Consider the following 25612-nt stretch of genomic DNA (forward strand, 5'->3'; position numbering starts at 1 on the left):
ATTTAACCTGGCTGGTGGCCTTGGATGCGCCTGAAATCTGATTCTTCTTCTCCACCTTTTTCCTCTGGTGTCTCGCGTCGTCAATTCCTTGGATTATCTGGTGCGCTGGCTGCGGCAAGCTGGCTCAGTGGTTGTGCAGTTTCTGGCGCTCGTCCTGTGCCGGCCGCTGGACAAGTACAACTGCTGTTTTATGCCGATACCTTGGCCCAGTGGTTGCCCAGCTGGGTGCACCCGCGTGCAACGCACCTTGGGCCGATGGCACTGCTTGGCCAAGCGCCCTATATCACCGAAGAAGATCGTCTAACGGCTTTAGGGCTGACTGCTGAAGACAGATCGGCTGCTTGGCTCACCGCAGGTGCGGCCCGCCAGCAACCCCAGCAGATGGGCGGCTATGCACGCTTGGCGCAGGCCTTAGAGGATCAGCGTCAGCAGCATCAAGGCCCGACAGTGACGCTGGAAGCCGGTCAGTGCTGGACAGGCAGCGGATTGGCGCAGCTCAGTGAAGGGCGCCACGGGCCAGAATCCAGCCACTGGTTAGGTGCAGATCTGCGTTTAGCCAGTGATGAAGCCCAGCGCTGGCCGGCACGTTGGCCGCAGATGAAGCGTGATTTTGGTCGTCCGATTCTGGATGCTGAGCAGCCGTTTACTCTGCTCAATGCCCAGGGTCTGCAACTGGGTGTGTTGGGGATCGCCGATCCCTGGCGGACAGGTCAGGCGCAGCAATCCGGCTGGAGCGCTGAACAGTGGGCGTTGCAGATTCAGCAGCAGATTAACCTCTATCGTCAGCAGGCAGATCTATTGCTGCTGGTCACGGATGCCGGCACTAATCCCAGTTTATGGTTGGCGCAGCAGCTCAGCGGGGCGGCGATGCTATTCAGCGCTGGCGGTCAGGATCTCTGGCCGGAGCCTCTGTTGCCAGCCTCAGGTGCTGCTGCCTTGCCTGTGTGCTGTGCCGGTCAGCTGGGGCAAGGCTATTTTGCCGTGGATTTTTATGTTGAAGCGGGGCAGTGGCGCTATCAAGGTGGGTTTCAACCACTTCTTGCAGAGCAACCAGAAGCGCCAGCAGTGCAGCGGCGGATCGCCCAGCTACGGGCACCCTATGGCCGTTGGCTGGATGAGCCTTTGGCCACCAGCCCGAACTGGTTATATCGTCAGGCTACGCTCGCAGGGAGCTGGGATGCGTTGATCGCGGCTGCATTGGCGTCTACAGGGGCACGTCTGACCTTGGCGCCCGGTGTGCGTACTGGTTTGGCCTTGCCGCCGGATCATCCTATTACGCGTGAGCATCTGTTGAGTCTGACAGCGGGATTGAATGCGCCGGTCTTTAAACTGCCGGCCACCCAAGCCCAGCTGCGCGCGCGTTTAGAAGCGGGTGCAGATGAGTTGATTGGCGAGAGCTGGTGGTTGCATTCAAGTCGGGATCTGCCGCGTTTGAGTGGTAGCCACTATGTCTTGCGCTATCAGGCCGCGCTGGGACAGCGGGTCGCTGATCTGGAGTGGCCAAGTTCCACCACCCGCGCTCAACTCGACACGGCGGGCTGGTCGCCGAGTTATCAGGGTGAAGGCCCGCCCTTGTGGCAGTTGATGGAAGGCTGGTTGCGTCAGCGCCCAGCCAGTTGGACGCTGCCTCAGATGGAGCAGCCGAGTCTGGCTTTTGTTGAAGGCCATCCCGGTTGGCATCCTGAGGCCACCGCAGCAGGTGCGCTGTGATTGCTCGATTCAAAAACGCTCGCTGGGCCCTTCTCGTCAGTCGCTGTTTTGGCTGGCTCGGCTGGTTGCTGGTGCTCTGGCTGGTGGCTGGGCTGAGTTGGCGTCTGTGGCTCTGGTGGCAGCCAGTGCCCACACCCGAGGCGATCTTGCCGCCTGCCCCCGCGCTGATTTGGCCTGCTCAACTGGATCAATACTGGCTGAGTGCCTCGCCCTCAGTCGCTCAGCCAGTCTTGCCGATTCAGCCCAGCCGTCTGTCGATCCAGCTGCAAGGTCTTTTTCTCTCCGATGAGCCGCAGCGCTCGGTGGTCTTGTTGCGCTATCGTCAGCGAGATTATGTGTTGAGTCCCGGCGATGAGCTGGAGGCTGGCTTGGTTTTAGAGGCGATTCAGCCAGAGGCACTGATCTTTGTGCGTGATGGACAGCGCGAAAGTGTCGCGCTGAACTGGCGATCGACCGGGCCGCAAGTGATTGGACCCGCTGCTGAATCTGCCCCAGCGCGTGCAACGACGACGCGTCCGTCCACCTCTCAACCCAGTGCGCCGCCAGCGGCACGGCCTGCGCTGCCTCCGGCGGCGACTGAAGCCGTGAGTGCGGCCCCATTGATTGATGAATTTGGTCCTGATTTTCGTCAGCGGTTGCTGAATGATCCGTTGCAATTAATGCGTTATATCACGCTGGTGCCGGTGCAGCAGGAAGGTCAGCTGTATGGGTTTCGCCTCAACCCAGGGAGCCAGCGCGCCTTGTTTGAGCAGCTTGGCTTGCAGCCGGGAGATCTGCTGGTCAGCGTGGATGGACAGCCAGTCAATAACACGGCAGCGATGATGCGCTTACCTCAACAATTGCGTGATGCGCGCAGTGTTGATCTGATCATAGAGCGAGAGGGCCAACAACGCCCCCTCCGTTTGGAAATGGAGTAGAACAAGTGAAGCCATGTGGATCGCGGTTCTTGTTGAGAGACTGGCTGGCAAAGACGCTGCTGGTCGGCTGTTTGCTGCTGGGTGCTGGGCTGACTCAGGTTGCGGCCAGCGAGCGTTTTGCTGTCAATATGCAGGAAGTTGAACTGGCTGATTTTATCGCCAGTGTCGAGCGGATTACCGGCCATATTTATCTGGTTGATCCGCGTGTGCGCGGCCGAGTGACCTTGCGCAGCCAGCAGCGTTTAACCGCCGAAGAGGTGTATCAGGTTTTTCTCTCCCAGTTGCGTGTACAAGGCTTTGCCTTGGTGCCGCTGGCCGACAATCGTTATCGGATCGTACCTGAGCAAACCGCACGGCTTGAATCCATTCCTGTTGAAGGCGAGAGCGGCCCCAATTCTGATGGTCAGGATCTGCTCGCGACACGGGTCATCAGCCTGCAGCATTCAGATGCAGCGCAGGTGGTCAATATTCTGACCCCCTTAATGGATCGGCGGATCGGGGTGATTAGCCACTATGCACCCACCAACTTGCTGATTTTGACTGACTGGGGCACCAATCTTGAGCGCTTAACCCATTTGGTGCGCCGTATTGATCAGGCCAGCAGTGATCAGCTGAGCGTCATTCCGCTTGAACATGCTGCCGCGACAGAAATGCAGAACCTGCTCATTCAGCTGCTGCGGCGTGAAGGCCAAAGTGGTCAGCCGCCAGAAATCCTGGCCGATACCCGCCTGAATCTCTTATTGGTGCGGGGCGATCTTGCCACGCGGCAAGAGGTTGAGCGTCTGGTGCTGGATCTCGATCAGCCTGTTGAGCGCTCCGCCAATACGCAGGTGTTTTATCTGCGTCATGCCAAGGCCAACGAGATGGTCGGGCTCTTGCAAGCCTTGGTACAGGATGAAGAGCAGAGCGGCCAAACACGCCGTATGACCATTCAAGCCCATGAATCGACGAATGCTCTGGTGATTGCTGGCTCGCCAGATCAGCTGCGCGAAATGCGTTTGGTGATTGAGCAGTTGGATATCCGCCGTGCTCAGGTGCTGGTTGAGGCGATTATTGTCGAAATGTCAGAAAGCCGCGCGCGTGATCTGGGAGTGCAGTGGCTCTTCTGGGATCAATCCGGCAACTCGATGCCCTTAATATCCAGCAACTTCCCCGGCAATGCGGGCGGCGCGATGAATGCCGTTACTGGCAGCTTGTTATCGGGCAATACCAGTGAGCTGGCGGAATCCTTAAGTGGTTTGCAGGGTATTACGGGTGGCGTGGGGCGCTTGAGTTCGCGTGGTCTCAGCTTTGGCGCGCTGCTGAATGCGCTCCAATCTGAATCTGATTTCAATATCCTATCCACGCCAAGCCTGCTCACGCTGGACAATGCTGAAGCCACGATTCTCGTCGGGCAGGAAGTGCCTTTTGTGACCGGCTCAACCATCGGCGATAACAATACCAATCCCTTCCAAACGATTCAGCGTCGTGAGGTGGGGGTGCGCTTGCAGATACGCCCGCAGATTAACGATGGCAATTCAGTGCGTCTTGAGATAGAGCAGGAGGTTTCCAATATCGAAGACTCCTCGCGCGCCAGCGACATCATTACCAACAAGCGCGAAATCCGTACCACCGTGATGGCCGATGATCAGGATATTATCGTTCTGGGCGGCTTGATTCGTGAGGATGAGCAGGAAATCCGTCGCCAAGTGCCGTGGTTGGGGGATCTGCCCTGGATAGGTGCGCTGTTTCGCTCCACCAGTATTCAGCGCGAAAATCGCAATTTGATGGTCTTTATCCAGCCGCGCATCGTGCAGGATCGTGAGGCGCTGCTGCAAGTCAGTGGTGAGAAGTACCGCTATATGCAGGCGGCCCAGTTGCTGCGTTCAGGGGCGCGCCACTCGATGCCTGATTGGCCCTATCAGGACAGCCAGCAAGGGTTAACCTTACAGCAGGTGCTGCCCTCGCGTCGCGAGCAGTTGCAGCCATGAATCCAGCGCTGAGCTATCGTTTTGCCAAGCGTCAAGGTGTGGCGTTAGAGCTGCGTGCCGGACAGAGGCACCTGATCCTGCGTGAGGACGCCCCCCTGGCCGCCTGGCAGGAAGTCGTGCGGGTTTGGGGTGATCCGGCCAGTCTGGAGCGTTTAGATAAGGCGGCTTTTGAGCAGCGGCTGGCGCGTCTTTATGAGGGCGGCTCAGGTGCGGCAGCAGATTTGATCGAAGGGCTCAGTGAACAGGTGAATCTGGCTAGCCTGATGGATGAGCTGCCCAAGATCGAAGACCTGATGGACAGCGAAAACGAGGCCCCGATTATCCGCCTGATCAATGGTCTTTTCAGCGAAGCACTGCGTCGTCATGCTTCGGATATCCATATCGAAACCTTTGAGCAGCAGCTGGTGGTGCGCTTGCGTGTTGATGGCGTGTTGATCGAAGTGCTGCGTCCTCCACGCCAGCTGGCGCCGATGCTGGTCTCGCGCATTAAAGTCATGTCGCATCTGGATATTGCTGAAAAGCGCCACCCTCAGGATGGACGGATTACCCTGCGCGCCGCCGGACGCGAGGTGGATATTCGTGTTTCCACGCTGCCCTCGATCTATGGCGAGCGGGTGGTCATGCGTCTTCTGGATAAAAATGCGGCGCTGATGGGGCTGGATGATCTGGGGATGCCCAAGCCTATCGTCAGCGCCTATCGTGATCTGCTGCAACAGCCGAACGGGATCGTGCTGATTACCGGCCCAACAGGGTCAGGAAAAACCACCAGCCTCTATGCCAGTTTGAACCAGCTCAATGATGCCAGTCGCAATATCCTCACCGTTGAAGATCCGGTGGAATATGCTATTGCGGGGATCGGCCAAACCGCAGTCAATGTCAAGGCAGGCATGACCTTTGCCAAGGGCTTGCGGGCTATTTTGCGCCAAGATCCAGATGTGGTGATGATTGGTGAAATCCGTGATCTTGAAACGGCCTCGATAGCGGTGCAAGCTAGTTTAACGGGCCATTTGGTGCTCTCAACCCTGCATACCAATTCAGCACTGGGGGCGATTACTCGTCTGCGTGATATGGGGATTGAACCCTTTTTGCTGGCCTCCAGTTTGAAGGGCGTGATGGCCCAGCGTTTGGTCAGACGCTTATGCCCAGCTTGCGCGCAGCCGCGTCCTCTGCTGGCTTCAGAAGCTCAGCTGCTAGGTGATGCCGCGCTGGGTGTGACCCATATTCGCGTGCCTCAGGGCTGTCCCGCTTGCCAACAAACGGGCTATCAAGGCCGTATCGGGATCTATGAATGGATTCCAATCGACAGCCAGTTGATGGCGATGATTCATGATGGTGCTGCCGAAGCGCAGATGGCCGAGTGGGTTTTCCAGCGTTGGCCGAGTTTACTCAGTGCGGGGATGGCCCGCGTTGCGGCAGGAGAAACCAGCCTGGAAGAACTACTGCGGGTGACACGCCAGTAGCGCGTGCACGAAGGAGAAAAAAGACAGCATGGCAGGATTTCGTTATCAGGCTCTGGATCAACAAGGCAAGCTGCACAAGGGTGTGGTCGAGGCTGAATCCGAGCGTCACGCGCGTCAAGTCCTGCGTGATCAAGGACTGTTTCCGCGTCAGGTTCAGTCAGGCGTGCCGCGTGCCAGTAGCGCCACACGCTCGCGTTCACGCTCAGGGCATCTCAGTGCAGACCAGCTGGCGTTAATGACGCGTCAGCTGGCAACGCTCTTATCTTCGGGTTTGGCGCTTGAGCAGGCTTTGGAGACGCTGGCACGGCAAGCTGAGGGTGATCGTCAGCGCAGTCTGCTGCTTGGCGTGCGGGCTCAGGTGCGGGAAGGCCATAGCTTGGCGCAGAGCCTACAGCACTGGCCAAAAACCTTTGATCGCCTTTATACCTCGTTGGTGGCGGCGGGTGAAAAGGCCGGCTGTCTGGATCAGGTGCTGCTGCGTTTAGCGGACTATTTAGAAATCAGCCAGAAACAGCGCCAAAAAGCCAAGATGGCACTGGTGTATCCTCTGGTGCTGACCTTGGTGTCCCTGTTGATTGTGATGGCCTTGATGACCTTTGTGGTGCCCAAGATTGTCAGCCAGTTTGAGCATGCCAACCAAACCCTGCCCGCCATTACCCGTGGATTAATTCAGGTCAGTGATTTTTTACAGAACTGGGGCTGGGTCAGTGGGCTGGCCTTGATCTGCCTCTTGTGGTTGGTTCGCGTGTTGCTGCGTGATCCGCAGCGGGCGCGACGCTGGCACCAGCTGCAACTGGGCTTGCCGGCACTCGGCCGTTTGGTGCGTGCCTTGAATACGGCACGTTTGGCGCGCACGGTCGCGATCTTGACTGCCAGTGGTGTCCCGCTGTTATCGGCCTTGCAGGTCGCGCGGGAAACGCTGGGCAACCTGTTTATGCAGCAGCAGGTGGATCAGCTGACGCTGACAGTGCGAGAAGGCCGCAGTTTGCACCGTGCTTTAGAGCAGGCGGGCTGCTTTCCACCGATGATGGTGTATATGGTGGCCAGCGGTGAAGCCAGTGGTGAGCTGGATCAAATGCTGTTGCGTGTAGCGGATTTACAAGATAGTGAATTCCAGCAAAAGGTTGAAATGAGTCTGGCGCTTTTTGAGCCGATGATGATTCTGGTGATGGGGGCGGTGGTGCTGACGATTGTGATGGCGATTTTACTGCCGATTATGCAGTTAAATTCGGCTTTGAGTTTTTGATTCTGCCTTTCGAGGCCTTGACTGACTGAATCCGGCCCTGCCTTCAGGAGCGGATATAAGAGAAAAAAGGAGTAAGAATATGTCTTCTGCTGCGCCTGCGCATCGCCTGCGTCAAACAGGCTTTACCCTGCTTGAAGTGATGGTGGTGCTGGTCATTATTGGTTTGTTGATTGCGATTGTGGCCCCGAATGTGCTCGATAATCAGGATCGGGCAATGGTACAAAAGGCGCGGGCGGATATTGCCAGTCTCGAACAGGCCGTGACCCTCTATCGACTGGATAACTTTAATCCGCCGACCACCGAGCAAGGTTTAGAAGCGCTGGTCCGGCGGCCGACAGTCGCTCCCTTGCCGCAGAACTATCGTGCTGATGGTTATTTAGGCCGTGGTCGTGTGCCACTTGATCCCTGGGGCAATCCCTACCAGTATCGCTCACCGGGAGAGCATGGCCGCTTTGATATCTTCTCCTTCGGCGCGGATGGTCGCCCTGGCGGTGAGGGCATCAATGCTGAAATAGGCAACTGGCAGCTCTAAAGTGTCCGCCATGCGCGCACAGGGCTTCACGCTGCTTGAGGTGCTGGTGGTGCTGTTGATTCTTGGCCTGATGACCGGTGTGGCGGTGATCAGCCTGCGTCAAGACCCGCAAAGCCGACTCGATCAGCAAGCCCGTCTGCTGGCGCAGGATTTTACCTATGCCCGCGATCTGGCGATCCAGCGTCATCGTTTGGTTGGCTGGCATTTACAAGCCCAGCAGAGTCATTTTTCGCAGCGGACTTCCTTGGGCGAGTGGCAAGCCTATGTCAGTCGTGCCTTGCCGACGCGCCAACTGCCTGATGGGATGATCCTGCGCGCCAGTGTTGATTGGCAATCGGATCAGAAGGCACAACAGGGTGACTGGCCGCAGCTGATCTTTATGCCCGATGGCAGTGTCACCCCGCTGACCTTGCATTGGCAGTATCAAGAAGCTGAGCGTGCGCTCAGACTCAGCGCACAGGGCGTTGAATGGTTATCCGAGGACACTCCATGAGCCCAGCATTGAAGGTCGATCTGCCACAGCAGCAGGGGCTGACACTGATCGAAGTGCTGGTGGCCTTGTTGATTTTGGCTGTTCTGGCTGCCAGCAGCACACAGGTGGTCTCGCAAGCAATAGATTTGCGTCTGGAGGCCGAACAGCGTGCAGTGGCCCACTTGTGCGCCGCCAGTCTCTTGGTCGAACAACAGTTGGCCACTGAGTGGCCAGATCTGGGCACGCAAGAGGGCGAGCAGCCGCAAGGCCATTTTATTTGCTATTGGCGTATTGAGGTGCAGGGCACGCCCGCGCCTCGATTGCGTCGTCTGGATATTGAAGTGGGCATGGAGGCCGCCCGCACGCGGACTCTGGCCCGTGTTTCTGGTTTTGTGGGGCAGCCCTAATGTCGGTGATGCAGAAGTGCCACGCTAGTCAGCCAGACCGCCCCACTGAAGGCGTACAGCAGGGATTTACACTGCTGGAAGTGCTGGTTGCGTTGGCTCTGTTGGCCACCTTGGGTGTCGCGCTGACCTTCTTGCTGACACAGGTGATCGATGCGCGTGATCAGCTGGCGCAAAGGCGCACTCAGGGTGTGGATCAACTGGTCAGCTTTGTGCAGCGCGTCGATCGTCAGCTGAATCAGGCCGTGGTGCGCTTTCCGCATGAGTTTGGGCGTCCGCATCAGCAGGCCCTGGTGGTCGAGCAGGATAGCTTGCAATGGGTCAGTGCAGGCCAGTGGGTCTTGCCCTTGCAGGACTATGCCACTCGCCTGCGCGTCTGGCGTCTGCGCTGGCTGGCAGAAGAACAGCAGCTGCGTTTGGAAAGTCACGGCTGGCTCGATCTGGCTGATGCCGCGCCTTGGCAGCTGGTTGATCAGCTGGACGGTGTGAGTGAGGTGGAATGGACCTTTTTTCATCAGGGAGCTTGGCAGCGCAATTTGCCAGAAGAGCTGCCGCGTGCGCTGCGTCTGCAGCTGACTTGGCAAGAGGCGGTTTATCAGCGCCCTATCTTGCTCCCTGAATGGATCGTGTTGCGCGGTCCCCCAGTTTTGGATGAAACACCGTGATCCACAAATCCAGCCAAAGAGCTTGTTCTCGTTTGATGCCGCGTGCCGACCAGCAGCGCGGTGTGGCTTTGCTCGCTGTTTTGCTGGTTTTGGTGGTGGTCACCAGTCTCCTGGTCCAGCTGCAACAACAGACACGTCAGGATCTGGCGCTGATGGAAATTCAAGCGCTGCAGCAACAGGGCTGGGGTTATCTTCTGGGGGCAGAGGCCTTAGGGCGTCAGGTACTAACGGATGGCCGTCTACGAGAGCAGCCGCGCTGGTGGGCCACCTTGCGGGGCGAGCCTCTGGCCTATCCGGTTGATGAAGGCCTGTTGAGTTTGCAGGTGAAGGATCTGCGCACCTGTATGAATCTGAATCATCTGGCGGGTATCACCAGTGATGCGGCCAGTGCTGATCTGCCCGAGCTGCTGCCTTGGCGCTTGTACTTGGAGCAGCTGCGACAACAGGAGGCCTGGCAGCTGGATTGGTCGCCGGAGGTGTTTTTAGATCGTGTGCGCGATTGGGTGGATGCCGATAGCCAAGTGCTGGAGTGGGGCGCGGAGACAGGGCAGTATCTGATGGCGGAGCCTGCGCGGGTAGCGGCCAACCAGCCGCTGGCCGATCTATCCGAGCTGAATCTGATCTGGCCGGCCTCGCGCGAGCGTCTGGCGCAGTTACCTGCCAGTCTCTGTCAGCTGCCTTCAAGCGCGCTGCGCCTGAATGTCAATAATCTGGCCGAGGCGGATTTATTTCTGCTCTGGTCGGTTATGGAAGGGCAGGTCAGCTGGGTTGAACTCCAGAGCTGGTGGAGTGAGCGCCCAGATGTGGGCTACACCAGCTTGGATGATTTTTGGACAGCGCTGAACACGGCAGCCGCTCAGGACCCTCAGTGGAAGAGTCGTGTCAGCGGGCGCTTGATGCTGGTCAGTGATTTTTATCGTTTACAAATAGAGATGCAACTGCATGATATTGATCTGATTTTTGAAGTGGATCTCTATCTGAGTCCTCAGGCGGAAACGCGGATTTATGCGCGCCGTTGGGGGCCAGTGGATGGGCGACGGAGTTTGGTCGATCAGGTTGTTGAATGAGGAAAGCAGTATGTTCAGTCATCGCTGGCTGCGGCCGGCACTAAGAACACAGCAGCATCAGCCCCATTATCTGCTCTATCTGGGGCAGGAGGCGGCAGAAGACCAGCTCTGGGTTGCGCAGGCTGGCCGCTTGCAGCCGCTGGATCTGGCCGATCTTCATGACCGAGGGCCTAGGGTGTCGGCTTGGCCAACCTTTGTGCTGCTTGATCTAAAGGCCGTGCGCGTCGATCGGCTGGCCCTGCCGCCCGGCGTCAAGCCGCAGGAAGCGCCCTTGTTGATCGAAGATGAACTCGCTGAGCCGCTGGAAGCCCTTGAACATCATGTTTGGCAGCGTCAGGGGCGAGAAATCTTATTGCTGAGCTGGTCACGAGAGCAGCGGCAAGCTTGGCAAGAGCGTCTGGATGCGTTGGAGCTGCGCATTCAGGGGGCCTTGCCCATGTCGCTGGCTTTAAGCCATTGGCATCAATCACTGGGCGCGAGGTCGCCTTGGCGTATTGAATGGGGTCAGCGGCGTTTTTTGGTGACGGGCCAGCCCGAAGCCGCGATTTCTTTTCCTGCTGAGTGTGAGTCCTTATTAGCCCAGCAAGCTGGCTTTTTGCGTGCGCTGGAGGCCGAGCCACCCATTGAGACACAGCTGCTGGATCAGCAGAGCTGGTCCGCTCTGGATGCGGCCTTGCCTCGGCGTTTGTTTCGCTTATGGCGACCAGGCTTGGGTGCACTATGGCGTCAGCCAGGCCGTTCTTGGCCTTGGCAAAAAATCAGGCCGCTCGCCCCTTGGTTGGTGGCCGCCTGCCTTTGGCCTTGGGCTACGGCGGCGATTGTGCCTGCGCAGGATTGGCGTACCCCCTTGGCTCCCTTGCTGGATGTCTCGATGAGAACGCCGGAGCAGGCCCGTCTTGATTTACAGCAGCGCCTAGAAGCCGTACAGCAGCTGCGAGAACGCCAGCATCAAGCCTTGAGCCTCTGGGAGCCCATCGCGCAGCAACTCGCACAGCAACCCAGTTGGCGCTTGGTGGCTTGGCAAGCGGATGCGACGGGATTACAGCTTCGCCTAGAGGGGGTCGAAGAAGCGCAGCGTGCTGATGTCGAGGCCTGGGGTGGCATCTGGCAGTTTGATGGACAGCAGGCGCAAGGTCAGTGGCACTTTGAATGATCGCAAGAGGTAGGCAATGTTAAGAGTGTGGCAGGAATTCTGGCAGCAGCGCGCACCGCGTGAGCAGGCCTTGTTGCGCTGGGGTGGGCCGCTCGCCCTGCTGCTGGTGTTGTATCTGCTGGTGGGGCAGCTGAATCTGCGCTGGCCTCCAACCAGTCATACCCTAGATGCCTCGCCGCAGGCGCTGGACTTATTGGTTGAGCAGGCACAGCGCCATCTCCGCCCCGTGCAGCCGATGACAGCGGATCGCTGGCGCTTGCTGCTGCGTGAACAAGGTTGGCGTGAGACCCAGGTGCTTGAGCAGGATGGTGGTTGGCAGGTATCTGGTCAGGTGCAAGGGCCACGGCAGGTCGAAGCGCTGCTGAGCTGGGCGCAGCAGCAGGGATGGTTGTGGACCAGTGTCGCCTTAGAGGGTCAGCCTCTGCAAGTGCGCGTGCAGCTGGTGGCCTTTCCATAACAGGAGCGGATGGATGAAGCGAATCAAAAAAGCCCTCTGGGTGAGCCTGAGCGGGATACTGCTGAGCGTTTTTTTTCTCTTGGCGCTGGTCTACCAAACCCCAGCGGTGTGGATCACCCATCAACTTGAAAGCCGCTGGCCTGAATTACGCTTTGTTGGCGTCACAGGGCATCTCGGCCAAGGTAGTATTGAGCAGCTGCATTGGCATGAGTGGCGTCTTGATCAGCTTGGCTGGCGCTGGTCGCTGCTGTCCTTGGTGCTGCTGAAGCCGCGCTTTGAGGTCACGCTTGGTGAGGAGGCGGCTTGGCAAGCCCAGCTGAGTGCCACACCTTGGGGCCGTGTGGATCTTGGTGTGAGCGCGGGTGATCTGCGTGCGCTGCCTCAGGGAGCAGGGCTGGATCTGGCTGGTCGGCTGAATGGTCACTTGGCGTTGCAGGCCAATTGGCGGCAGGCCAGTTGTGTTGGGCTAGAGGGACATTGGCAGGGTGAGTTGCAGCTGCTGGCGCCTGTGCAGTTGGATCTGGGCGCGGTGTTTTTTGAAGCCGATTGCGCGGATGTGCAAGAGCTGCACTGGCAGCTGCGTGCGGTTGAGGATCAGCATCGCCTCACCTTGGAAGGCAGCGTGCTGGCGCAGCAATGGCGTTTTCAGGGGCAGGCGGATCTGGATGCCACCAGTCCGTTGCTGAGCTGGATGGGCTTATTACGCTGGCGCAGTGTTCCCAGTCAAACGCCAGGTTTGGAGCAGGGCTTTCAGGGACGTGCCAGCGGACGTTGGTAACGATCCGCTGGTTCTGCTGAGCTTCAGGGGCGATGCCAGGCGGCGGCAATCAGCCTGACCCGCCCAGAGCGCAGATTCTCCGCCAGATTGCGCCCCATCTGCACAAAATCAGCCCCAAAAATCAGCTGCGGAGTCAGGATACCGGCCTGACCGCGAGCCTCGCGTTGCGCGTGCTTGCTGCGCCAAGCCGTCGCCGCAGCACTGATATCTTGATGATAATCCTGCACCAGCCCAGCTTGCAGCAGCCGCTGATAGAGGGCTTCGGGTGTCAGCAGATGGCTCTGCTCAGCTTGACGCGCCCAAGGGACAGGCAGCAACAGGGGTTCGGTGTTCTCACCCTGCACAACCTCATGCAACAGCAGTTGGCCGCCTGGCTTGAGCAGACGGTGAATTTCTGCCAGTACAGAGGTCAGATCGGGCATATTGAGCAGGCTGTGCTGACAGAGCACATAGTCAAAACTGGCTTCGGCCAGCGGCAGTTGGGCTGCATCCGCGCATAAAAAAGAACAGGCTTGGGCCAAGCCTGTCGCCAGTGTTAAACGGGTTGCCACCTGAATAAACTCAGGTGTGATATCCACCCCGAGTGTTTGGCAGCCATACTCATGGGCGAGCAGGCGACTGCTGCCACCTGTACCACAGCCCAGATCGAGCACCTGGGCCGGTCCGCTGAGCCCAACTGCCTCAATCAGCTGGCGGGTCGCCCGCCGTCCTCCCACATGTAACTGATCCAGTGGCGCCAGATCATCCAGTGTTAGTTGATGAGGGTTCAGACCTTCGGCTTCCAGCGCCTCATGCAAGCGCTGCGGCAGATGGGCATCGGCATAGTGGCTGTTCATCTTTTTATCCTTGTGCTGATCAGATGCTGAGGCAGAGATACTTCATTTCTAAGTATTCATCGATGCCATGCGTTGAACCTTCACGGCCTAAACCTGAAGATTTGATCCCGCCAAAGGGAGCGATTTCATTGGAGATCAATCCCGTATTGATGCCGACCATACCATATTCTAAGGCCTCGGCCACGCGCCAAACACGACTGAGATCGCGGGCGTAAAAGTAGGCCGCCAGTCCAAATTCGGTCGCGTTGGCCAGTGCAATGACTTCTGTTTCATCATCAAAACGAAACAAGGGGGCGAGGGGGCCAAAGGTTTCTTCACGCGCAACACGCATGGTGGACTGAGCCTCGGTCAGAATCACCGGTGCCATAAAAGGCGCGCGGCAGCTGGCTGGGGTGTTATAGATTTGTGCGCCTTGTGCCAAGGCATCCTCAAGATGGTCATTCACCTTGTCAACAGCCTGCTGGTTGATCAACGGGCCAAGATCTGTCTCTGGATCGAGTCCATCGCCGACTTTCAGCTGAGCCACGGCGGTGGCAAACTTCTTTGCAAAGGCTTCATAGACGCCGGATTGAATATAGAAGCGATTGGCACAGACACAGGTTTGCCCTGCATTGCGATACTTGGCGATCAGGGCACCCTCGACAGCAGCGTCCAGATCGGCATCATCAAACACAATAAACGGAGCGTTGCCACCCAGTTCCAACGACAGTTTTTTCAGCGTGGGTGCACACTGCTCCATCAGCTGAATCCCCACAGAGGTGGAGCCAGTAAAAGAGAGCTTACGCACCAGGGGGCTGGCACAGAGGGTGGCACCAACCTGCTTGGCGGCCTCGCTATCCGCCGTGATGACATTCAGCACCCCCGGAGGGAAGCCGGCACGATCCGCCAGTTCCATCAGAGCGAGGGCGGTGAGTGGCGTCTGCGGTGCGGGCTTGATCACCAGTGTGCAGCCAGCGGCAAGAGCGGGAGCAGCCTTGCGCGTGATCATCGCGGCAGGGAAGTTCCAAGGTGTAATCGCGGCGACCACGCCCACTGGCTGTTGCAATACCATTAAGCGCTTATCAGCCTGAGGGCCTGGAAGGATTTCACCCTGAACGCGCTTGGCCTGTTCTGCAAACCACTCGATAAACGAAGCCGCATAGCTGACTTCACCTCGGGCTTCTTTCAGGGGCTTGCCTTGCTCCAGTGTCATGATGCGAGCGAGGTCTTCTTGATGCTCGATCAGCAGTGCAAACCAGCGTTTAAGAAGATCTGCGCGCTCCTTCGCGGTGCGCTGCTTCCACGCATCCTGGGCCGTGTGTGCGGCGTGAATCGCTTCCTCAGTAGCTGTATGATCGAGATTAGGTACCTGAGCCAGCTCGATGCCGGTTGCAGGATTGATGACCGCATAGCGGGTGGCTGAGTCAATCCATTGAGCGCCAATTTTGGCTTGGGTGCGTAATAAGCTGGGATCTTTAAGTGCGAATGAAGACGAAGGAGAAGTCATGTTGGCATCCTCTTGTGCAGGAAGGGAGGGAGGAGAAATCCATCTTTTGCGCAGCAGCATACCAGTCGACTTCAGCCTCGGCCAACAGAGAACGAGTGAAAAAAATACTGTCAAGTGTCCACAGCCTGAAAATCAGCTTGAATTTTGCGACATCTTGCCACTGAGCTTGTTGATAACCTGCAGCCTTGCTCTTCTCTAAGCGGAACGGGCGAGCAAAAAAAGTCAACACCTTGACAAGAGGTATTTATAAAAATCTATTAAAAACAATGAGTTGTTTTTGAGTCTGCCTCTTGCGCTATTCAGGCCTCGGCGCGCTGAAGAGAGTTGGTGTCTTTTTAGCCAATTTGTCATCAAGCTAGTTTTAATGGGGCTGAGCGCGGCTTGATCAGGGTTTACTCACAGTTTTATCCACAGACTTTGTGCATAACTGCTCGGGCGGATGATCTCTTTTTTGTGGGCGAAGAGCGCCTTTTTTACAGCTTATTGTGCAGGCTGTTTTGCCTGTGGGTGAGTCAGTGCAAGCCTGATCGACAGGCAAAAAAAAGAGCAGCTGATAAGCTGCTCTGATGGAAACCCCATCGAGTGATTGACGATAAGAAAAAGGACTGCTGAGTGACACCTTGGCCCTGGCCCGTTACGCGAGTGCATAGAGAAACAGGCGTTGGCCAAAAAACTAAAAATCGACGACCTGCTGCAAGTGAGGCTGCTGGTAGCGTCGCAATGCAGTGTGAATCGCTGCATCAGGATCCTGCTCTAATCCTTCGATTAAATAAGCAGGCAGATCGTCGCGCTTGGCGATCTGTAAACGGATGGCCGCTTCATCATCCTGGGCCAAGGCTTCGAGACTCTGTTGGCTCAGTTGTGGATGACGTGCCACCATCAAACGTACTTTGGGGTTGCGGTGTTCAGCCAGCTGATCGGCCAGAGCAACAGGAATATGAGGATTCTGCGCGAGCAAAAAGGCCAGATGTGGATGCTGGGCGTAAATCGTTTCCCAGCTGTTGGAACTGGCATTGAGATGCGTTGCCCAATAGCGCTCTAAAGGATGCGGGCTGAGCAGTAATTCTTCGAGCTGATGGGTATTCAGCATGGTGAACGTCTCCGAGGGCGGGTAGCCCAAAATCAATAGACGAAAGTATAATGCATCTTGTAGTTTTATGACAAGACTGCGTGCACAGAAAAAATCTCTCTATCTTTCTTTAAGGTCTAGAAACAAACAGGTTTAGAAACGAATAGGTCTAGAAGCTAAACCAAAAGATATAGATAATAAGCGTCGCCAAAAAGTAGACTTTTGAGTATACTGTGCGTGTAGCTCTTGTATAAGATAACTGTTGGTCTAGACAAGAGTCCTGAGCAGGCCCGCCATAAGTGTGCCTGCTGAGGATTTTCGGCAGGGTTGCTGGTTGTTTTTAGATCTTATCCATTGATATATGAGGTTTTTCTGATGAGTCAGCGTAAACAGCGCAGCAATAACTCGAGTGAGATTACCCTGGATGCCGCCGAGCGTGTTGCCAAGAACCTGGGGCCAGGTAAGGTCAGTTTAGATTCGGTCGCGAAGGAAGCGGGTCTCACGAAAGGCGGAGTGCTGTATAACTTCCCAAGCAAAACGGCGCTGATTGAAGGGATGCTGAGCCGTTTGATTCGTACCACCTCAGGTTTGCATGCGCAGTCTCTGGAAGAGGCGCAAGGGCATCCTAAGGCTGCTTTGATTGCGAATTTAAAGGTCGCACAAGGTATCAATGATATTAGTCCACAGATTCCGATGGCGATTCTGACTGGTGTGGCGCAAAAGCCGGATCTATTGAAGCCCTTGCGTGAAGTGCTGACAGAGCGCTATCAGCTGATGGCTGCTGAGAATGCAGACAATCCAGAGGCGGAAATCATGTGGCTGGCCGCTGAAGGTATGCAGTTGTTAGAGCTTTTGGGGATTCAGCCCTTTACGCAAGAACGTAAAGAAGAGATCTTTGCTTATCTGCTCGAAAAAGGCCAAGCTCAGTAAGGTGTGGTCGTGACGGCTCTGCTTCAGCCTGGTGTGCTGAGGCAGGGCCTTTTGATTGTTTGTTGGTTTTGCTGATGGATTCCAAGGAGAAGCACCCATGCTGCATAGGCCCGTCACCTCGTCCTCTTCCCGTGTTCTTTTCTGGCTGCTGTTGTGTGGTGCTGCGTTGATGAGTCATGCACAGGCCAGTACAGAGCGCGTCTCCAGTGTGCGCTTGGAAACACTCGGTGAGTATCAGCTGCAAGAAAGTCGTCGTTTTGTCGGCCGTGTTGATGCTATCAGCAGTGTGGATCTGGCTTTTCAAGTGGCGGGGCAAATCCATCAACTTCCGATTACGCCCGGTCAGGTGATTCCACGTGGCCAACTGGTGGCGGCTTTAGATCCCACAGATTATCAACTGGCATTGCGTCGTGCCGAAATTCAGCTAGATCAAGCGCGTCGTGATGAAGAGCGCAAGCGGGCCTTGCTGGGTAATAGTGCGATTCCGCGTGCCGTTTATGAAGAAGCGCAGGATCAGCTGCGTTTGGCTGAGGTGGGTCTTGAGGTGGCGCGGCGCAATGTTGAGCTGACGCGTATTGAAGCCCCCTTTGATGCTTTGGTCGCACGGCGCTTGGCTGAGAACTACAACCTGGTTTCTTCGGGGCATCCGGTGGTGCGCGTGCAGGATGTCACCGAGCTGCGTGTGCATATCAGTATTCCTGAGGACTTGATCGGTCGTATCGATCAGGCTGAACATTTTGCCGCCGAGCTGATTGTCCCTGCTTCTTTACAAGCTGCAGATCAGCCAGAGCAGCGTATTGATCTAGAGTATCGCGAGCATGTTACTGAGCCAGATCCGATTGCACAGACCTACCGCGTGACTCTGGGTTTCCCGCGCCAAGCCAGCCCCGATCTGCTGCCAGGCCGGACTGTCAGTGTGGTGGTGCATAGCCAAGCCGTCTTGGAACAGCAGGAACTGACTCTGCCGGCCTCTTCGTTACAAACTCAGCCAGATGGTCAGGTGTATGTGTGGATCTTCCAGCCAGATTCGCGCCAAGTCAGTCGTCGTCTGGTGCGTGTCGGGCAGCTGACTGGAGAGCGAGTGCGCTTGATTTCGGGTGTCGAGCCCGGTGAGCAGGTGGTCACTTCGGGTGTCAGTCGTTTACAAGAAGGTATGCGCGTGCGTCCTTTTGAGCAGTTTAACTAGGCCTGGTGCAGAGGCAGGGAGTCAAGAATGAACTGGGCACGACTATCTATTGAAAAACCTCTCGCCACCTGGCTGTTGGTATTGGTGTGTTTTTTGGGCGGCATCTGGGCGCTGATGACCTTGGGGCGTTTGGAGGATCCGAATTTTGCGATTAAAAAAGCCTTGGTCGTCACCCTCTATCCTGGAGCAACAGCCCAGGAGGTCGAGGAAGAAGTGACCGAGCATATCGAGTCGGCTATTCAGCAGCTGCCCCAGCTGCGGCATATCACCTCGCGCTCGATGCCGGGGCGTTCAGAAATCACGGTGGTGATCGAAGATCGCTATACCACTGATGCCTTGCCGCAGGTGTGGGATGAGTTGCGACGTCGTGTCTCTGATGCGCAGTCGGCCTTGCCGCGCAGTGTTTATCCCTCGCGGGTGGTGGATGATTTTGGCGATGTGTTTGGCATCTTCTATGCGGTGACAGCCGAAGGCTTTAGTGACTATGAGCGTCGTGAATTAGCGCGCTTTTTGCGCCGTGAACTGCTGACTGTTCCGGGCGTGGCGCGTGTAGATACCGCAGGTGAGCCTGAAGAAGTCTTCTATCTTGATGTCTCGCATCAACGCTTAACCCGTTTGGGTCTGCCTGTTGAAATGCTGCTGGCGGCCTTACCGCGTGAGAACTCGGTCGAACAGGCGGGTGCGCAGCGTGTCGGCGATCAGCATCTGCGTTTGGTGGTGCCGCCTGGCTTGGATTCGATTACTACTTTGGAAGAATTACGCGTGGGGCCTCCTGGTGGCACGCAGCAGTTGCGTTTGCGTGATCTGGCGCAGGTTCAGCGTCTGCCGAGTGAGCATCCCCAGCAGCTGATTCGCTTTAATGGTGAACCCGCGTTTTCTCTGGCGATTGCAGGCCTAGCCAATGCCAATATTGTGGATGTCGGACAGGCCATCGAAGCCCATCTGGCCAGCCTGGGTGATCGCCTGCCACTTGGTGTTGAGCTGAATCCGGTTTATCAGCAGCACCAGATAGTGGATCAATCGATTAAGGACTTTTTGTTGAATCTGGCGGCCTCGGTCAGCATAGTGATTCTGGTGTTGTGCCTGTTTATGGGGTGGCGCGTTGGCTTGGTGGTGGGCAGCACGCTGCTGCTGACGGTACTGGGCACCCTGTTGTTTATGCGTTTACTCAGTATCGAAATGGAAAGGGTTTCGCTGGGAGCGCTCATTATTGCTATGGGGATGCTGGTTGATAATGCCATCGTTGTCGCCGAAGGCATGTTAATGAATATCCAAAAGAAAATGCGCCCTCTAGAGGCCGCTGAAGAAGCCGTCAGTCGTACCAAGATGCCTTTGCTGGGCGCGACGGCGATCGGTGTGCTGGCGTTTGCAGGCATTGGCTTGTCTTCGGATATTACCGGTGAGTTTTTGTTCTCCCTGTTCCAGGTGATTGCCATCTCGTTGGCATTAAGCTGGTTGTTGGCCGTGACCGTGACGCCTTTGCTGGGTTTTTATCTGCTGGGTCGTCAGGCTGGGGCCACATCTGAGACGGTGGCTGATCCCTATGCAGGACGCAGCTATCAGCTCTACCGTGGTCTGCTGGTGAAGCTGATCGCGCGCCGTCGTACCACCTTGGTGCTCTTGTTTGCGCTGACTTTAAGCAGCTTTTATGGCTTCACCTGGGTGCGTCAGGCCTTCTTTCCGGATGCCAATACACCGCTTTTTTATGTGCATTATCAGCTACCCCAAGGGTCAGATATTCGCGCCACTTCCAGAGATGTCGCGTGGATGGAAGAGCAGATTTTGCAGGATGAGCAGGTGGTGAGTGTCAGTAGCTTTATCGGTCAAGGCGCCAGTCGCTTTATGCTGACCTATAACCCCGAGCAGCCAGATCCAGCCTATGCCGAGCTGATCGTGCGTGTCGCGCAGTTGGAGGCGATTAATCCGCTGATCAGCCGTTTGCAAAGCCGCTTTGAAACGCAGAGTGATTTGCAAGGGCAGGTGCGCTTTGAGCGTCTGGTCTTTGGTCCGGGCGCAGATGCCAGTATTGAAGTGCGCTTTTCTGGGCCGGATATGCAAAAGCTGCGTGAACTGGGTGAGAGCTTGACCTCGCAACTACTGAATGAGCCTGCCTTGCGTGATGTGCGCCATAACTGGATGGAGCAAGAGCTGGTGCTGCATCCGGTGATGCTTGAGGATCGTGCCCGTTTTGCTGGGATTAGTCGCTCGGATTTAGCTCAGGCGCTGCGCTTTGCTACAGAAGGCTTGTCCGTCGGTCAGTATCGCGAGGGGGTGGAGCGCTTGCCGATTATTGCGCGGCTGACTCAAGAAGAACGTCTTGATTTGAGTCGCTTGGCCGAGCGGCAGATCTGGAGCCCTGTTGAAAAGGCCTATGTGCCGATGGATCAGATCGTTGAGCGCTTTGATCTGGTGGCAGAAGAGTCGCGCATCCATCGCCGTAACCGCCTGCGTACCTTGACCGTGCAGGCTGAACCCGCGCTGGATGTTAGCACCCATCAGGCTTATTTGCGTGTGCGTGCATTGGTTGAGCAGATGGATTTACCGACTGGCTATCAAGTGGAGTGGGGCGGTGAGCAGGAGTCCTCCTCGGATGCCAAAAAAGCCTTGGGTGTACAGCTGCCGGTCAGCTTCTTGGCGATGTTTGTGATTACACTGCTGCTCTTTGGGCGGGTTAAACAGGCACTGGTGGTGTGGCTGGTGGTCCCGATGGCAACAGTGGGTGTGGTGCTGGGTCTGCTGCTCTCTGGTCAGCCCTTTGGCTTCTTGTCCTTGCTGGGTTTCTTGAGCCTTTCAGGGATGCTGCTCAAAAATGCCATCGTGCTGGTGGATGAAATCGATCAGCAGCGACAAGGCGGAGCCGGTGGGCGTGAAGACCTGTTACAAGCCAGCGTGAGCCGTTTGCGTCCTGTCTTTTTGGCCGCAGGCACCACCTTGCTGGGTATGCTGCCGCTGCTTTTTGATGCCTTCTTTGCCAGCATGGCGGTGACCATTATGGCTGGTCTGGCCTTTGCGACCCTGTTGACGCTGGTGGCCGTTCCGCTGCTCTATCTGAGCTTTATTCCTGAAGCTGGTCAGGTTGAGGGTGCGAATGAGTGATCTGCGCCTCAGTGCGCAAGAGCCAGTGAGCAAGAATCAGTGAAGCCTCGTGCATCAGTGCTGATCTGATCAGCGCGATAAAAGCCAAGAGTAGGAGAGAAAAAGGGAGCCTAGTTCAGGCTCCCTTTTTTCATCTAGATCGATCTGAAATGCGCAGCGCTTTTAGTGCTCTTCTGTTAGCGCTCTTCTGTAGCTGGCGCGGGTGCGCTTGGCAGCAGCAGATTCAACAGGATGCCGATCACCGCCGCAAGGCCAACACCTTGCAGGCTCCACTGGCCTTGTCCTAAATGCAGGCCGCCTATACCGACCACCAGAATCAGTGAGGCGATGCATAGGTTGCGTGGTGCGGTCAGGTCCAGCTTGGCGCGGCTCAGGGTGTTCATCCCCACCAGTGCAATCGAGCCAAAGAGCAGAATCATGATGCCACCCATAACTGGGGTGGGCAGCGTTTGCAGCAGTGCGCCCAGCTTGCCGACAAACGCCAGCGTGATCGCCACCAGTGCAGCCCAGAGCATAATCTTGGGGTTAAAGCTACGGGTTAGCATCACTGCGCCGGTGACTTCTGAATAGGTGGTGTTGGGTGGACCACCAAAGGCTGCCGCAGTTGAGGTGGCCAGTCCATCCCCAAGCAGTGTGCGATGCAGCCCCGGCTTTTTAATGTAGTTTTTGCCGGTAATCTGACCGATGGCCACCATATCTCCGAGGTGTTCAATGGCAGGGGCTAAAGCCACGGGCAGCATAAACAGGATCGCCTGCCAATGAAACTCAGGCGCGACAAACTGAGGCAGTGCAAACCAGCTGGCTTCTTGCAAGGGGCTGAAATCGACCATGCCAAAAGCCAAGGCCAACAGATAACCGGCCAGAATCCCGCCGAGAATGGAGGTCAGGCGCAGCAGGCCGCGACCAAACAAAGCCAGACACAGGGTGACGCTCAGTGCCAGCATCGACACCGCCATCGATTGCGCATAGGGGAAGAGTGTCAGGCTGCCATCACCAGAGAGGCCTTGAGCCATATTGACGGCCACCGGAGCCAGTGCCAAGCCAATGACCATAATCACTGGACCCACCACGATAGCTGGCAGCAGGCGTTGCAAGAAGTCAGCGCCGTAGATGCGCACCAGCTGGCTCAGCACGACATAGGCAAAACCTGCTGCCATCAGGCCAGAGAGGGTCGCCGGTACGCCCCACTGCTGTACGCTGAATTGAATCGGTGCAATAAAAGCAAAGGAGCTGGCCAAAAAGACCGGCACCTTGTTTTTGGTGACGCTATGAAAGACCAGCGTGCCCAAACCCGCGCTAAATAAAGCCACGCTCGGGTCCAGCCCCGTCAGTAGCGGTACAAGAACCAGGGCACCAAAGGCAACAAACAGCATCTGCGCGCCCGCGAGCAGGTTACGCAGATTCCAAAAGGGCGTATCAGTTGAATAAGAGGGCATAGAGGAGAGACTCAGAAGCAGGTGAAGGATCACCAGCACCCCGCGCCGAGAGCGAGATGCTGGTACAGAACTTAGCGGGTACCGAAGATCTTATCGCCTGCATCGCCAAGACCGGGCAGGATATAACCTTGCTCGTTGAGGCAATCATCCAGTGAGGCGGTGTAGATCTCTGCATCAGGGTGGGCATCCAGCACCTTCTTGACGCCCTCAGGCGCGGCCACCAGCACCAGGATTTTAATCTGGCTACAGCCGTGTTTTTTCAGCAGATCCAGGGTCGCGACCATCGAACCGCCTGTCGCAAGCATGGGATCCAAGACCAGTGCAATACGCTCGTCTAAACGCCCTGCAAACTTCTCAAAATAGGAAACAGGTTCCAGTGTTTCTTCATCACGATAAAGACCGACCACGCTGACCTTGGCGCTTGGAATCAGGCGCAGCATGCCATCCAGCATACCGATGCCGGCCCGTAAGATAGGCACAGCGGTGATCTTTTTTCCTTTCAGACGCGCCACATCAATTGAATCACCACTCCAGCTTGTGATGGTTTCAACTTCTAAAGCCAGATCCTGAGTGGCTTCATAGGTGAGCAGATTGCCAAGTTCATTGGCAAGCTCGCGAAAACTCTTGGTGCTGATGTGCTCGGCGCGCATCAACCCGAGTTTGTGTTGAACTAAAGGGTGCTGGATGACGTGTAAACCCATAAAAACCTCAATTGCAGTGGCGGTTAAAGACTTAAGTATTATCCTGCGAAAAAGGCGCAAGAACAAACACTGATGTGATTTTAGTCACACAAAACCGCGCGCGCCTGCTGAGTGGGCTTTTTTTGCGTTGTTTTTGAGTCGAGCAAGAGGCTCAAGAGGCTGTAGAAGAAAGATCAACAGGCAGCGGCGACGGCGGTTCAAAGCGGTCGCACGCTGCCAGCAGATGAGGTTCTGGCTTGTGATTCTAGGCCAGTCCGAGTTCTTCGATGCTTTGATCGCGCATTTTAAACTTCTGGATCTTGCCGGTGACCGTCATCGGGAAGGCATGGGTGAATTTAAAATAGCGTGGAATCTTGTAATGGGCGATCTTGCCCTGACAAAAAGCACGCAAGTCAGCTTCATCTAAGGTCTGCCCATCTCGCAGCTTGATCCAGGCCATGACTTCTTCACCATACTTGGCATCAGGAACACCGATGACCTGCACATCGGCAATAGCTGGATGGGTGTAGAAGAACTCTTCTAGCTCACGTGGGTAGATATTCTCACCGCCGCGAATAATCATATCCTTGATCCTGCCGGTGATGGCGACATAGCCCTCTTCATCCATTGTGGCCAGATCGCCTGTATGCATCCAGCCGTTGACCAGCGCCTGCTCGGTGGCCTGCGGATTATTCCAATAGCCCAGCATCACGCTATAGCCGCGGGTGCAAAGTTCGCCCTTCTCGCCGCGCGGGACAACTTGACCGCTGCCGGGATCCACCAGCTTGACTTCCAAATGGGGGTGGATCGTCCCTACGGTGGCGACTCGTTTTTCAAGCGGGGCATCCATTTGGGTTTGAAAGCTCACAGGGCTGGTTTCTGTCATGCCGTAGCAGATGGTGACATCGCGCATATGCATCTGCTCGATGACCTTTTTCATCACCTCAATCGGGCAGTTAGAGCCTGCCATAATGCCAGTGCGCAGACTGGAGAGATCAAAGCGCGCAAAATCAGGGTGCGCCAGCTCGGCGATAAACATGGTGGGGACGCCATAGAGGCAGGTTGCGCGTTCTTCTTCTACGGTGCGCAGGGTCAGTTCGGCATCAAAGCCATCATTGGGGTAGATCATCGTTGCGCCGTGCGTCACACAGCCAAGATTGCCCATCACCATGCCAAAGCAGTGATACAGCGGGACAGGAATCACCATGCGATCTTGATGGGTCAAGCGCATGCCTTCGCCAACAAAATAGCCATTATTGAGAATATTGTGATGCGAGAGGGTGGCCCCTTTGGGGGCGCCGGTGGTGCCGGAGGTGTACTGTATGTTGATCGGATCATCGAATTGCAAGCTGGCTTGTCTTTCTTGGAGGGCGGCGGGTGTGATGCCGTCTGCCCTTGCCAGCAAGTCGGCCCAGCTGATAAGCCCAGAAAGCTGTGGGCTGGGGTCAAGCGAGACCAGATGTTTGAGTGCAGGTAGGCGGGCGGATTGAAACTCTGCTGCATGACAGGTGTGGATTTCAGGCATCAGTTCACACAACATCTGTGTGTAGTCGGATTGTTTGAACTGATTTTGAAAAATCAGCGTGCTGGTGCCAGATTGCTGGAGGGCATACTCCAATTCATGGGTGCGGTAACTGGGATTGATGTTGACCAAAATCGCACCTATCTTGGCTGTGGCGAACTGGGTGATACACCACTGGCTACAATTGGGAGCCCAGATGCCGACTCGATCGCCCTTGCGCACGCCAAGCTGCATCAGTCCGCGTGCGCAGCGATCCACCTCAGCCTGAAGCTGGCGATAAGTAAAGCGCTGCTGCTGATGGCGTGAGACCAGTGCCTCGTGATCAGGAGCCTGTGCCACGGTGTGATCAAAAAGATCGCCAATGGTCATGCCGAGCAGGGGTTGATTGCTGATCCCGCTGACATAGCTTGCTTGTTTGCTCATAAACCCACCTTTTTATCTTTGTTGTGTGTTGGTTCTGAACGCGAATCTGCACGGCAGACTGCAAAACTGGGGGCTAGCCGCTGTTGTTTTTGTATGGCTGTGCTGCCCTGGGTGGCC

At 56.4% G+C, this 25612-nt stretch carries 22 protein-coding genes; 16 read left to right on the forward strand and 6 right to left on the reverse strand.

Annotated features, from left to right (window positions below; translation table 11 throughout):
• Positions 1–24 precede the first annotated feature (24 nt).
• From V6U78_RS09385 to gspN, 13 genes are all read left to right on the forward strand, one after another.
• On the forward strand, positions 25–1710 hold the full coding sequence (locus V6U78_RS09385; RefSeq protein WP_405339746.1) for a bifunctional UDP-sugar hydrolase/5'-nucleotidase: 1686 nt from the start codon (positions 25–27) through the stop codon (positions 1708–1710).
• The gene (gene gspC / locus V6U78_RS09390) at positions 1707–2627 is read left to right on the forward strand and encodes a type II secretion system protein GspC (protein ID WP_405339748.1); all 921 of its coding nucleotides are present in this window, start codon (positions 1707–1709) and stop codon (positions 2625–2627) included. Before V6U78_RS09385 ends, gspC begins: the two co-directional genes overlap by 4 nt.
• A 29-nt stretch (positions 2628–2656) precedes the next feature.
• Entirely contained in the window at positions 2657–4597 is a 1941-nt protein-coding gene (gene gspD / locus V6U78_RS09395) for a type II secretion system secretin GspD (protein ID WP_405339750.1), read from the forward strand.
• The gene (gspE, locus tag V6U78_RS09400) at positions 4594–6057 is read left to right on the forward strand and encodes a type II secretion system ATPase GspE (RefSeq protein WP_405339752.1); all 1464 of its coding nucleotides are present in this window, start codon (positions 4594–4596) and stop codon (positions 6055–6057) included. The genes gspD and gspE overlap by 4 nt, the downstream gene beginning before the upstream one ends.
• A gap of 28 nt (positions 6058–6085) precedes the next feature.
• Positions 6086–7303, forward strand: a complete 1218-nt coding sequence (gene gspF, locus V6U78_RS09405; protein ID WP_405339754.1) for a type II secretion system inner membrane protein GspF — start codon at positions 6086–6088, stop codon at positions 7301–7303.
• 79 nt (positions 7304–7382) lie between these two features.
• Positions 7383–7835 carry a type II secretion system major pseudopilin GspG gene (gspG, locus tag V6U78_RS09410; protein ID WP_405339756.1) on the forward strand — a complete coding sequence of 151 codons (453 nt, stop codon included), beginning with the start codon at positions 7383–7385 and terminating at the stop codon, positions 7833–7835.
• A 10-nt stretch (positions 7836–7845) separates the two neighbouring features.
• Positions 7846–8328: a type II secretion system minor pseudopilin GspH gene (gspH, locus tag V6U78_RS09415; protein ID WP_405339758.1), complete on the forward strand. Its 483-nt coding sequence runs from the start codon at positions 7846–7848 to the stop codon at positions 8326–8328.
• Positions 8325–8714 (forward strand): type II secretion system minor pseudopilin GspI, encoded by a 390-nt coding sequence (gene gspI, locus V6U78_RS09420; protein WP_405339760.1) that lies wholly within the window; start codon positions 8325–8327, stop codon positions 8712–8714. Before gspH ends, gspI begins: the two co-directional genes overlap by 4 nt.
• Complete coding sequence (gspJ, locus tag V6U78_RS09425; RefSeq protein WP_405339762.1) at positions 8714–9376, forward strand: type II secretion system minor pseudopilin GspJ; 663 nt, start codon at positions 8714–8716, stop codon at positions 9374–9376. Before gspI ends, gspJ begins: the two co-directional genes overlap by 1 nt.
• Before the next feature lie 35 nt (positions 9377–9411).
• Positions 9412–10443 (forward strand): type II secretion system minor pseudopilin GspK, encoded by a 1032-nt coding sequence (gene gspK, locus V6U78_RS09430; RefSeq protein WP_405339764.1) that lies wholly within the window; start codon positions 9412–9414, stop codon positions 10441–10443.
• A 10-nt stretch (positions 10444–10453) separates the two neighbouring features.
• Positions 10454–11596 carry a hypothetical protein gene (locus tag V6U78_RS09435; RefSeq protein WP_405339766.1) on the forward strand — a complete coding sequence of 381 codons (1143 nt, stop codon included), beginning with the start codon at positions 10454–10456 and terminating at the stop codon, positions 11594–11596.
• A 16-nt stretch (positions 11597–11612) separates the two neighbouring features.
• Entirely contained in the window at positions 11613–12053 is a 441-nt protein-coding gene (locus V6U78_RS09440) for a hypothetical protein (RefSeq protein WP_405339768.1), read from the forward strand.
• 13 nt (positions 12054–12066) lie between these two features.
• Positions 12067–12831, forward strand: coding sequence for a type II secretion system protein N (gene gspN / locus V6U78_RS09445; protein ID WP_405339770.1), 765 nt, complete (start codon positions 12067–12069; stop codon positions 12829–12831).
• Positions 12832–12854: 23 nt separating this feature from the next.
• Here the strand turns inward: gspN and V6U78_RS09450 are convergent, their stop codons facing one another.
• The 3 genes from V6U78_RS09450 to V6U78_RS09460 form a co-directional block, all read right to left on the reverse strand.
• Positions 12855–13667 (reverse strand): class I SAM-dependent methyltransferase, encoded by an 813-nt coding sequence (locus V6U78_RS09450; protein ID WP_405339772.1) that lies wholly within the window; start codon positions 13665–13667, stop codon positions 12855–12857.
• 19 nt (positions 13668–13686) lie between these two features.
• A complete protein-coding gene (locus V6U78_RS09455; protein ID WP_405339774.1) occupies positions 13687–15153 on the reverse strand; it encodes an NAD-dependent succinate-semialdehyde dehydrogenase in 1467 nt (488 codons plus the stop codon).
• A 673-nt stretch (positions 15154–15826) separates the two neighbouring features.
• On the reverse strand, positions 15827–16243 hold the full coding sequence (locus V6U78_RS09460) for a hypothetical protein (protein WP_405339776.1): 417 nt from the start codon (positions 16241–16243) through the stop codon (positions 15827–15829).
• A 354-nt stretch (positions 16244–16597) separates the two neighbouring features.
• Between V6U78_RS09460 and V6U78_RS09465 the strand changes: the two genes are divergently transcribed.
• The 3 genes from V6U78_RS09465 (at position 16598) to V6U78_RS09475 (ending at position 21434) form a co-directional block, all read left to right on the forward strand.
• Positions 16598–17152, forward strand: coding sequence for a TetR/AcrR family transcriptional regulator (locus tag V6U78_RS09465; RefSeq protein WP_405339778.1), 555 nt, complete (start codon positions 16598–16600; stop codon positions 17150–17152).
• Between the two features lie 97 nt (positions 17153–17249).
• Positions 17250–18338: an efflux RND transporter periplasmic adaptor subunit gene (locus V6U78_RS09470; RefSeq protein WP_405339780.1), complete on the forward strand. Its 1089-nt coding sequence runs from the start codon at positions 17250–17252 to the stop codon at positions 18336–18338.
• Between the two features lie 27 nt (positions 18339–18365).
• Positions 18366–21434, forward strand: a complete 3069-nt coding sequence (locus tag V6U78_RS09475; protein WP_405339782.1) for an efflux RND transporter permease subunit — start codon at positions 18366–18368, stop codon at positions 21432–21434.
• A gap of 176 nt (positions 21435–21610) precedes the next feature.
• On the opposite strand, the gene V6U78_RS09480 is transcribed toward V6U78_RS09475, so the two are convergent.
• From V6U78_RS09480 to V6U78_RS09490, 3 genes are all read right to left on the reverse strand, one after another.
• Positions 21611–22870 (reverse strand): uracil-xanthine permease family protein, encoded by a 1260-nt coding sequence (locus V6U78_RS09480; protein WP_405339784.1) that lies wholly within the window; start codon positions 22868–22870, stop codon positions 21611–21613.
• Positions 22871–22941: 71 nt separating this feature from the next.
• On the reverse strand, positions 22942–23571 hold the full coding sequence (upp, locus tag V6U78_RS09485; RefSeq protein WP_405339786.1) for a uracil phosphoribosyltransferase: 630 nt from the start codon (positions 23569–23571) through the stop codon (positions 22942–22944).
• Between the two features lie 244 nt (positions 23572–23815).
• Positions 23816–25495, reverse strand: coding sequence for an AMP-binding protein (locus tag V6U78_RS09490; RefSeq protein ID WP_405339788.1), 1680 nt, complete (start codon positions 25493–25495; stop codon positions 23816–23818).
• Between the last annotated feature and the right edge of the window lie 117 nt (positions 25496–25612).

This window comes from Marinospirillum alkalitolerans (assembly GCF_045055655.1).
Lineage (GTDB): Bacteria > Pseudomonadota > Gammaproteobacteria > Pseudomonadales > Halomonadaceae > Marinospirillum > Marinospirillum alkalitolerans.

Bases quoted from the DNA above. Each gene is read 5' to 3' on its own strand.
- V6U78_RS09385 (WP_405339746.1), top strand. From the start codon at position 25: ATGCGCCTGAAATCTGATTCTTCTTCTCCACCTTTTTCCTCTGGTGTC.
- gspE (WP_405339752.1), top strand. From the start codon at position 4,594: ATGAATCCAGCGCTGAGCTATCGTTTTGCCAAGCGTCAAGGTGTGGCG.
- gspF (WP_405339754.1), top strand. From the start codon at position 6,086: ATGGCAGGATTTCGTTATCAGGCTCTGGATCAACAAGGCAAGCTGCAC.
- gspG (WP_405339756.1), top strand. From the start codon at position 7,383: ATGTCTTCTGCTGCGCCTGCGCATCGCCTGCGTCAAACAGGCTTTACC.
- gspH (WP_405339758.1), top strand. From the start codon at position 7,846: ATGCGCGCACAGGGCTTCACGCTGCTTGAGGTGCTGGTGGTGCTGTTG.
- gspI (WP_405339760.1), top strand. From the start codon at position 8,325: ATGAGCCCAGCATTGAAGGTCGATCTGCCACAGCAGCAGGGGCTGACA.
- gspJ (WP_405339762.1), top strand. From the start codon at position 8,714: ATGTCGGTGATGCAGAAGTGCCACGCTAGTCAGCCAGACCGCCCCACT.
- gspK (WP_405339764.1), top strand. From the start codon at position 9,412: ATGCCGCGTGCCGACCAGCAGCGCGGTGTGGCTTTGCTCGCTGTTTTG.
- V6U78_RS09435 (WP_405339766.1), top strand. From the start codon at position 10,454: ATGTTCAGTCATCGCTGGCTGCGGCCGGCACTAAGAACACAGCAGCAT.
- V6U78_RS09440 (WP_405339768.1), top strand. From the start codon at position 11,613: ATGTTAAGAGTGTGGCAGGAATTCTGGCAGCAGCGCGCACCGCGTGAG.
- gspN (WP_405339770.1), top strand. From the start codon at position 12,067: ATGAAGCGAATCAAAAAAGCCCTCTGGGTGAGCCTGAGCGGGATACTG.
- V6U78_RS09450 (WP_405339772.1), bottom strand. From the start codon at position 13,667: ATGAACAGCCACTATGCCGATGCCCATCTGCCGCAGCGCTTGCATGAG.
- V6U78_RS09455 (WP_405339774.1), bottom strand. From the start codon at position 15,153: ATGACTTCTCCTTCGTCTTCATTCGCACTTAAAGATCCCAGCTTATTA.
- V6U78_RS09460 (WP_405339776.1), bottom strand. From the start codon at position 16,243: ATGCTGAATACCCATCAGCTCGAAGAATTACTGCTCAGCCCGCATCCT.
- V6U78_RS09465 (WP_405339778.1), top strand. From the start codon at position 16,598: ATGAGTCAGCGTAAACAGCGCAGCAATAACTCGAGTGAGATTACCCTG.
- V6U78_RS09470 (WP_405339780.1), top strand. From the start codon at position 17,250: ATGCTGCATAGGCCCGTCACCTCGTCCTCTTCCCGTGTTCTTTTCTGG.
- V6U78_RS09475 (WP_405339782.1), top strand. From the start codon at position 18,366: ATGAACTGGGCACGACTATCTATTGAAAAACCTCTCGCCACCTGGCTG.
- V6U78_RS09480 (WP_405339784.1), bottom strand. From the start codon at position 22,870: ATGCCCTCTTATTCAACTGATACGCCCTTTTGGAATCTGCGTAACCTG.
- upp (WP_405339786.1), bottom strand. From the start codon at position 23,571: ATGGGTTTACACGTCATCCAGCACCCTTTAGTTCAACACAAACTCGGG.
- V6U78_RS09490 (WP_405339788.1), bottom strand. From the start codon at position 25,495: ATGAGCAAACAAGCAAGCTATGTCAGCGGGATCAGCAATCAACCCCTG.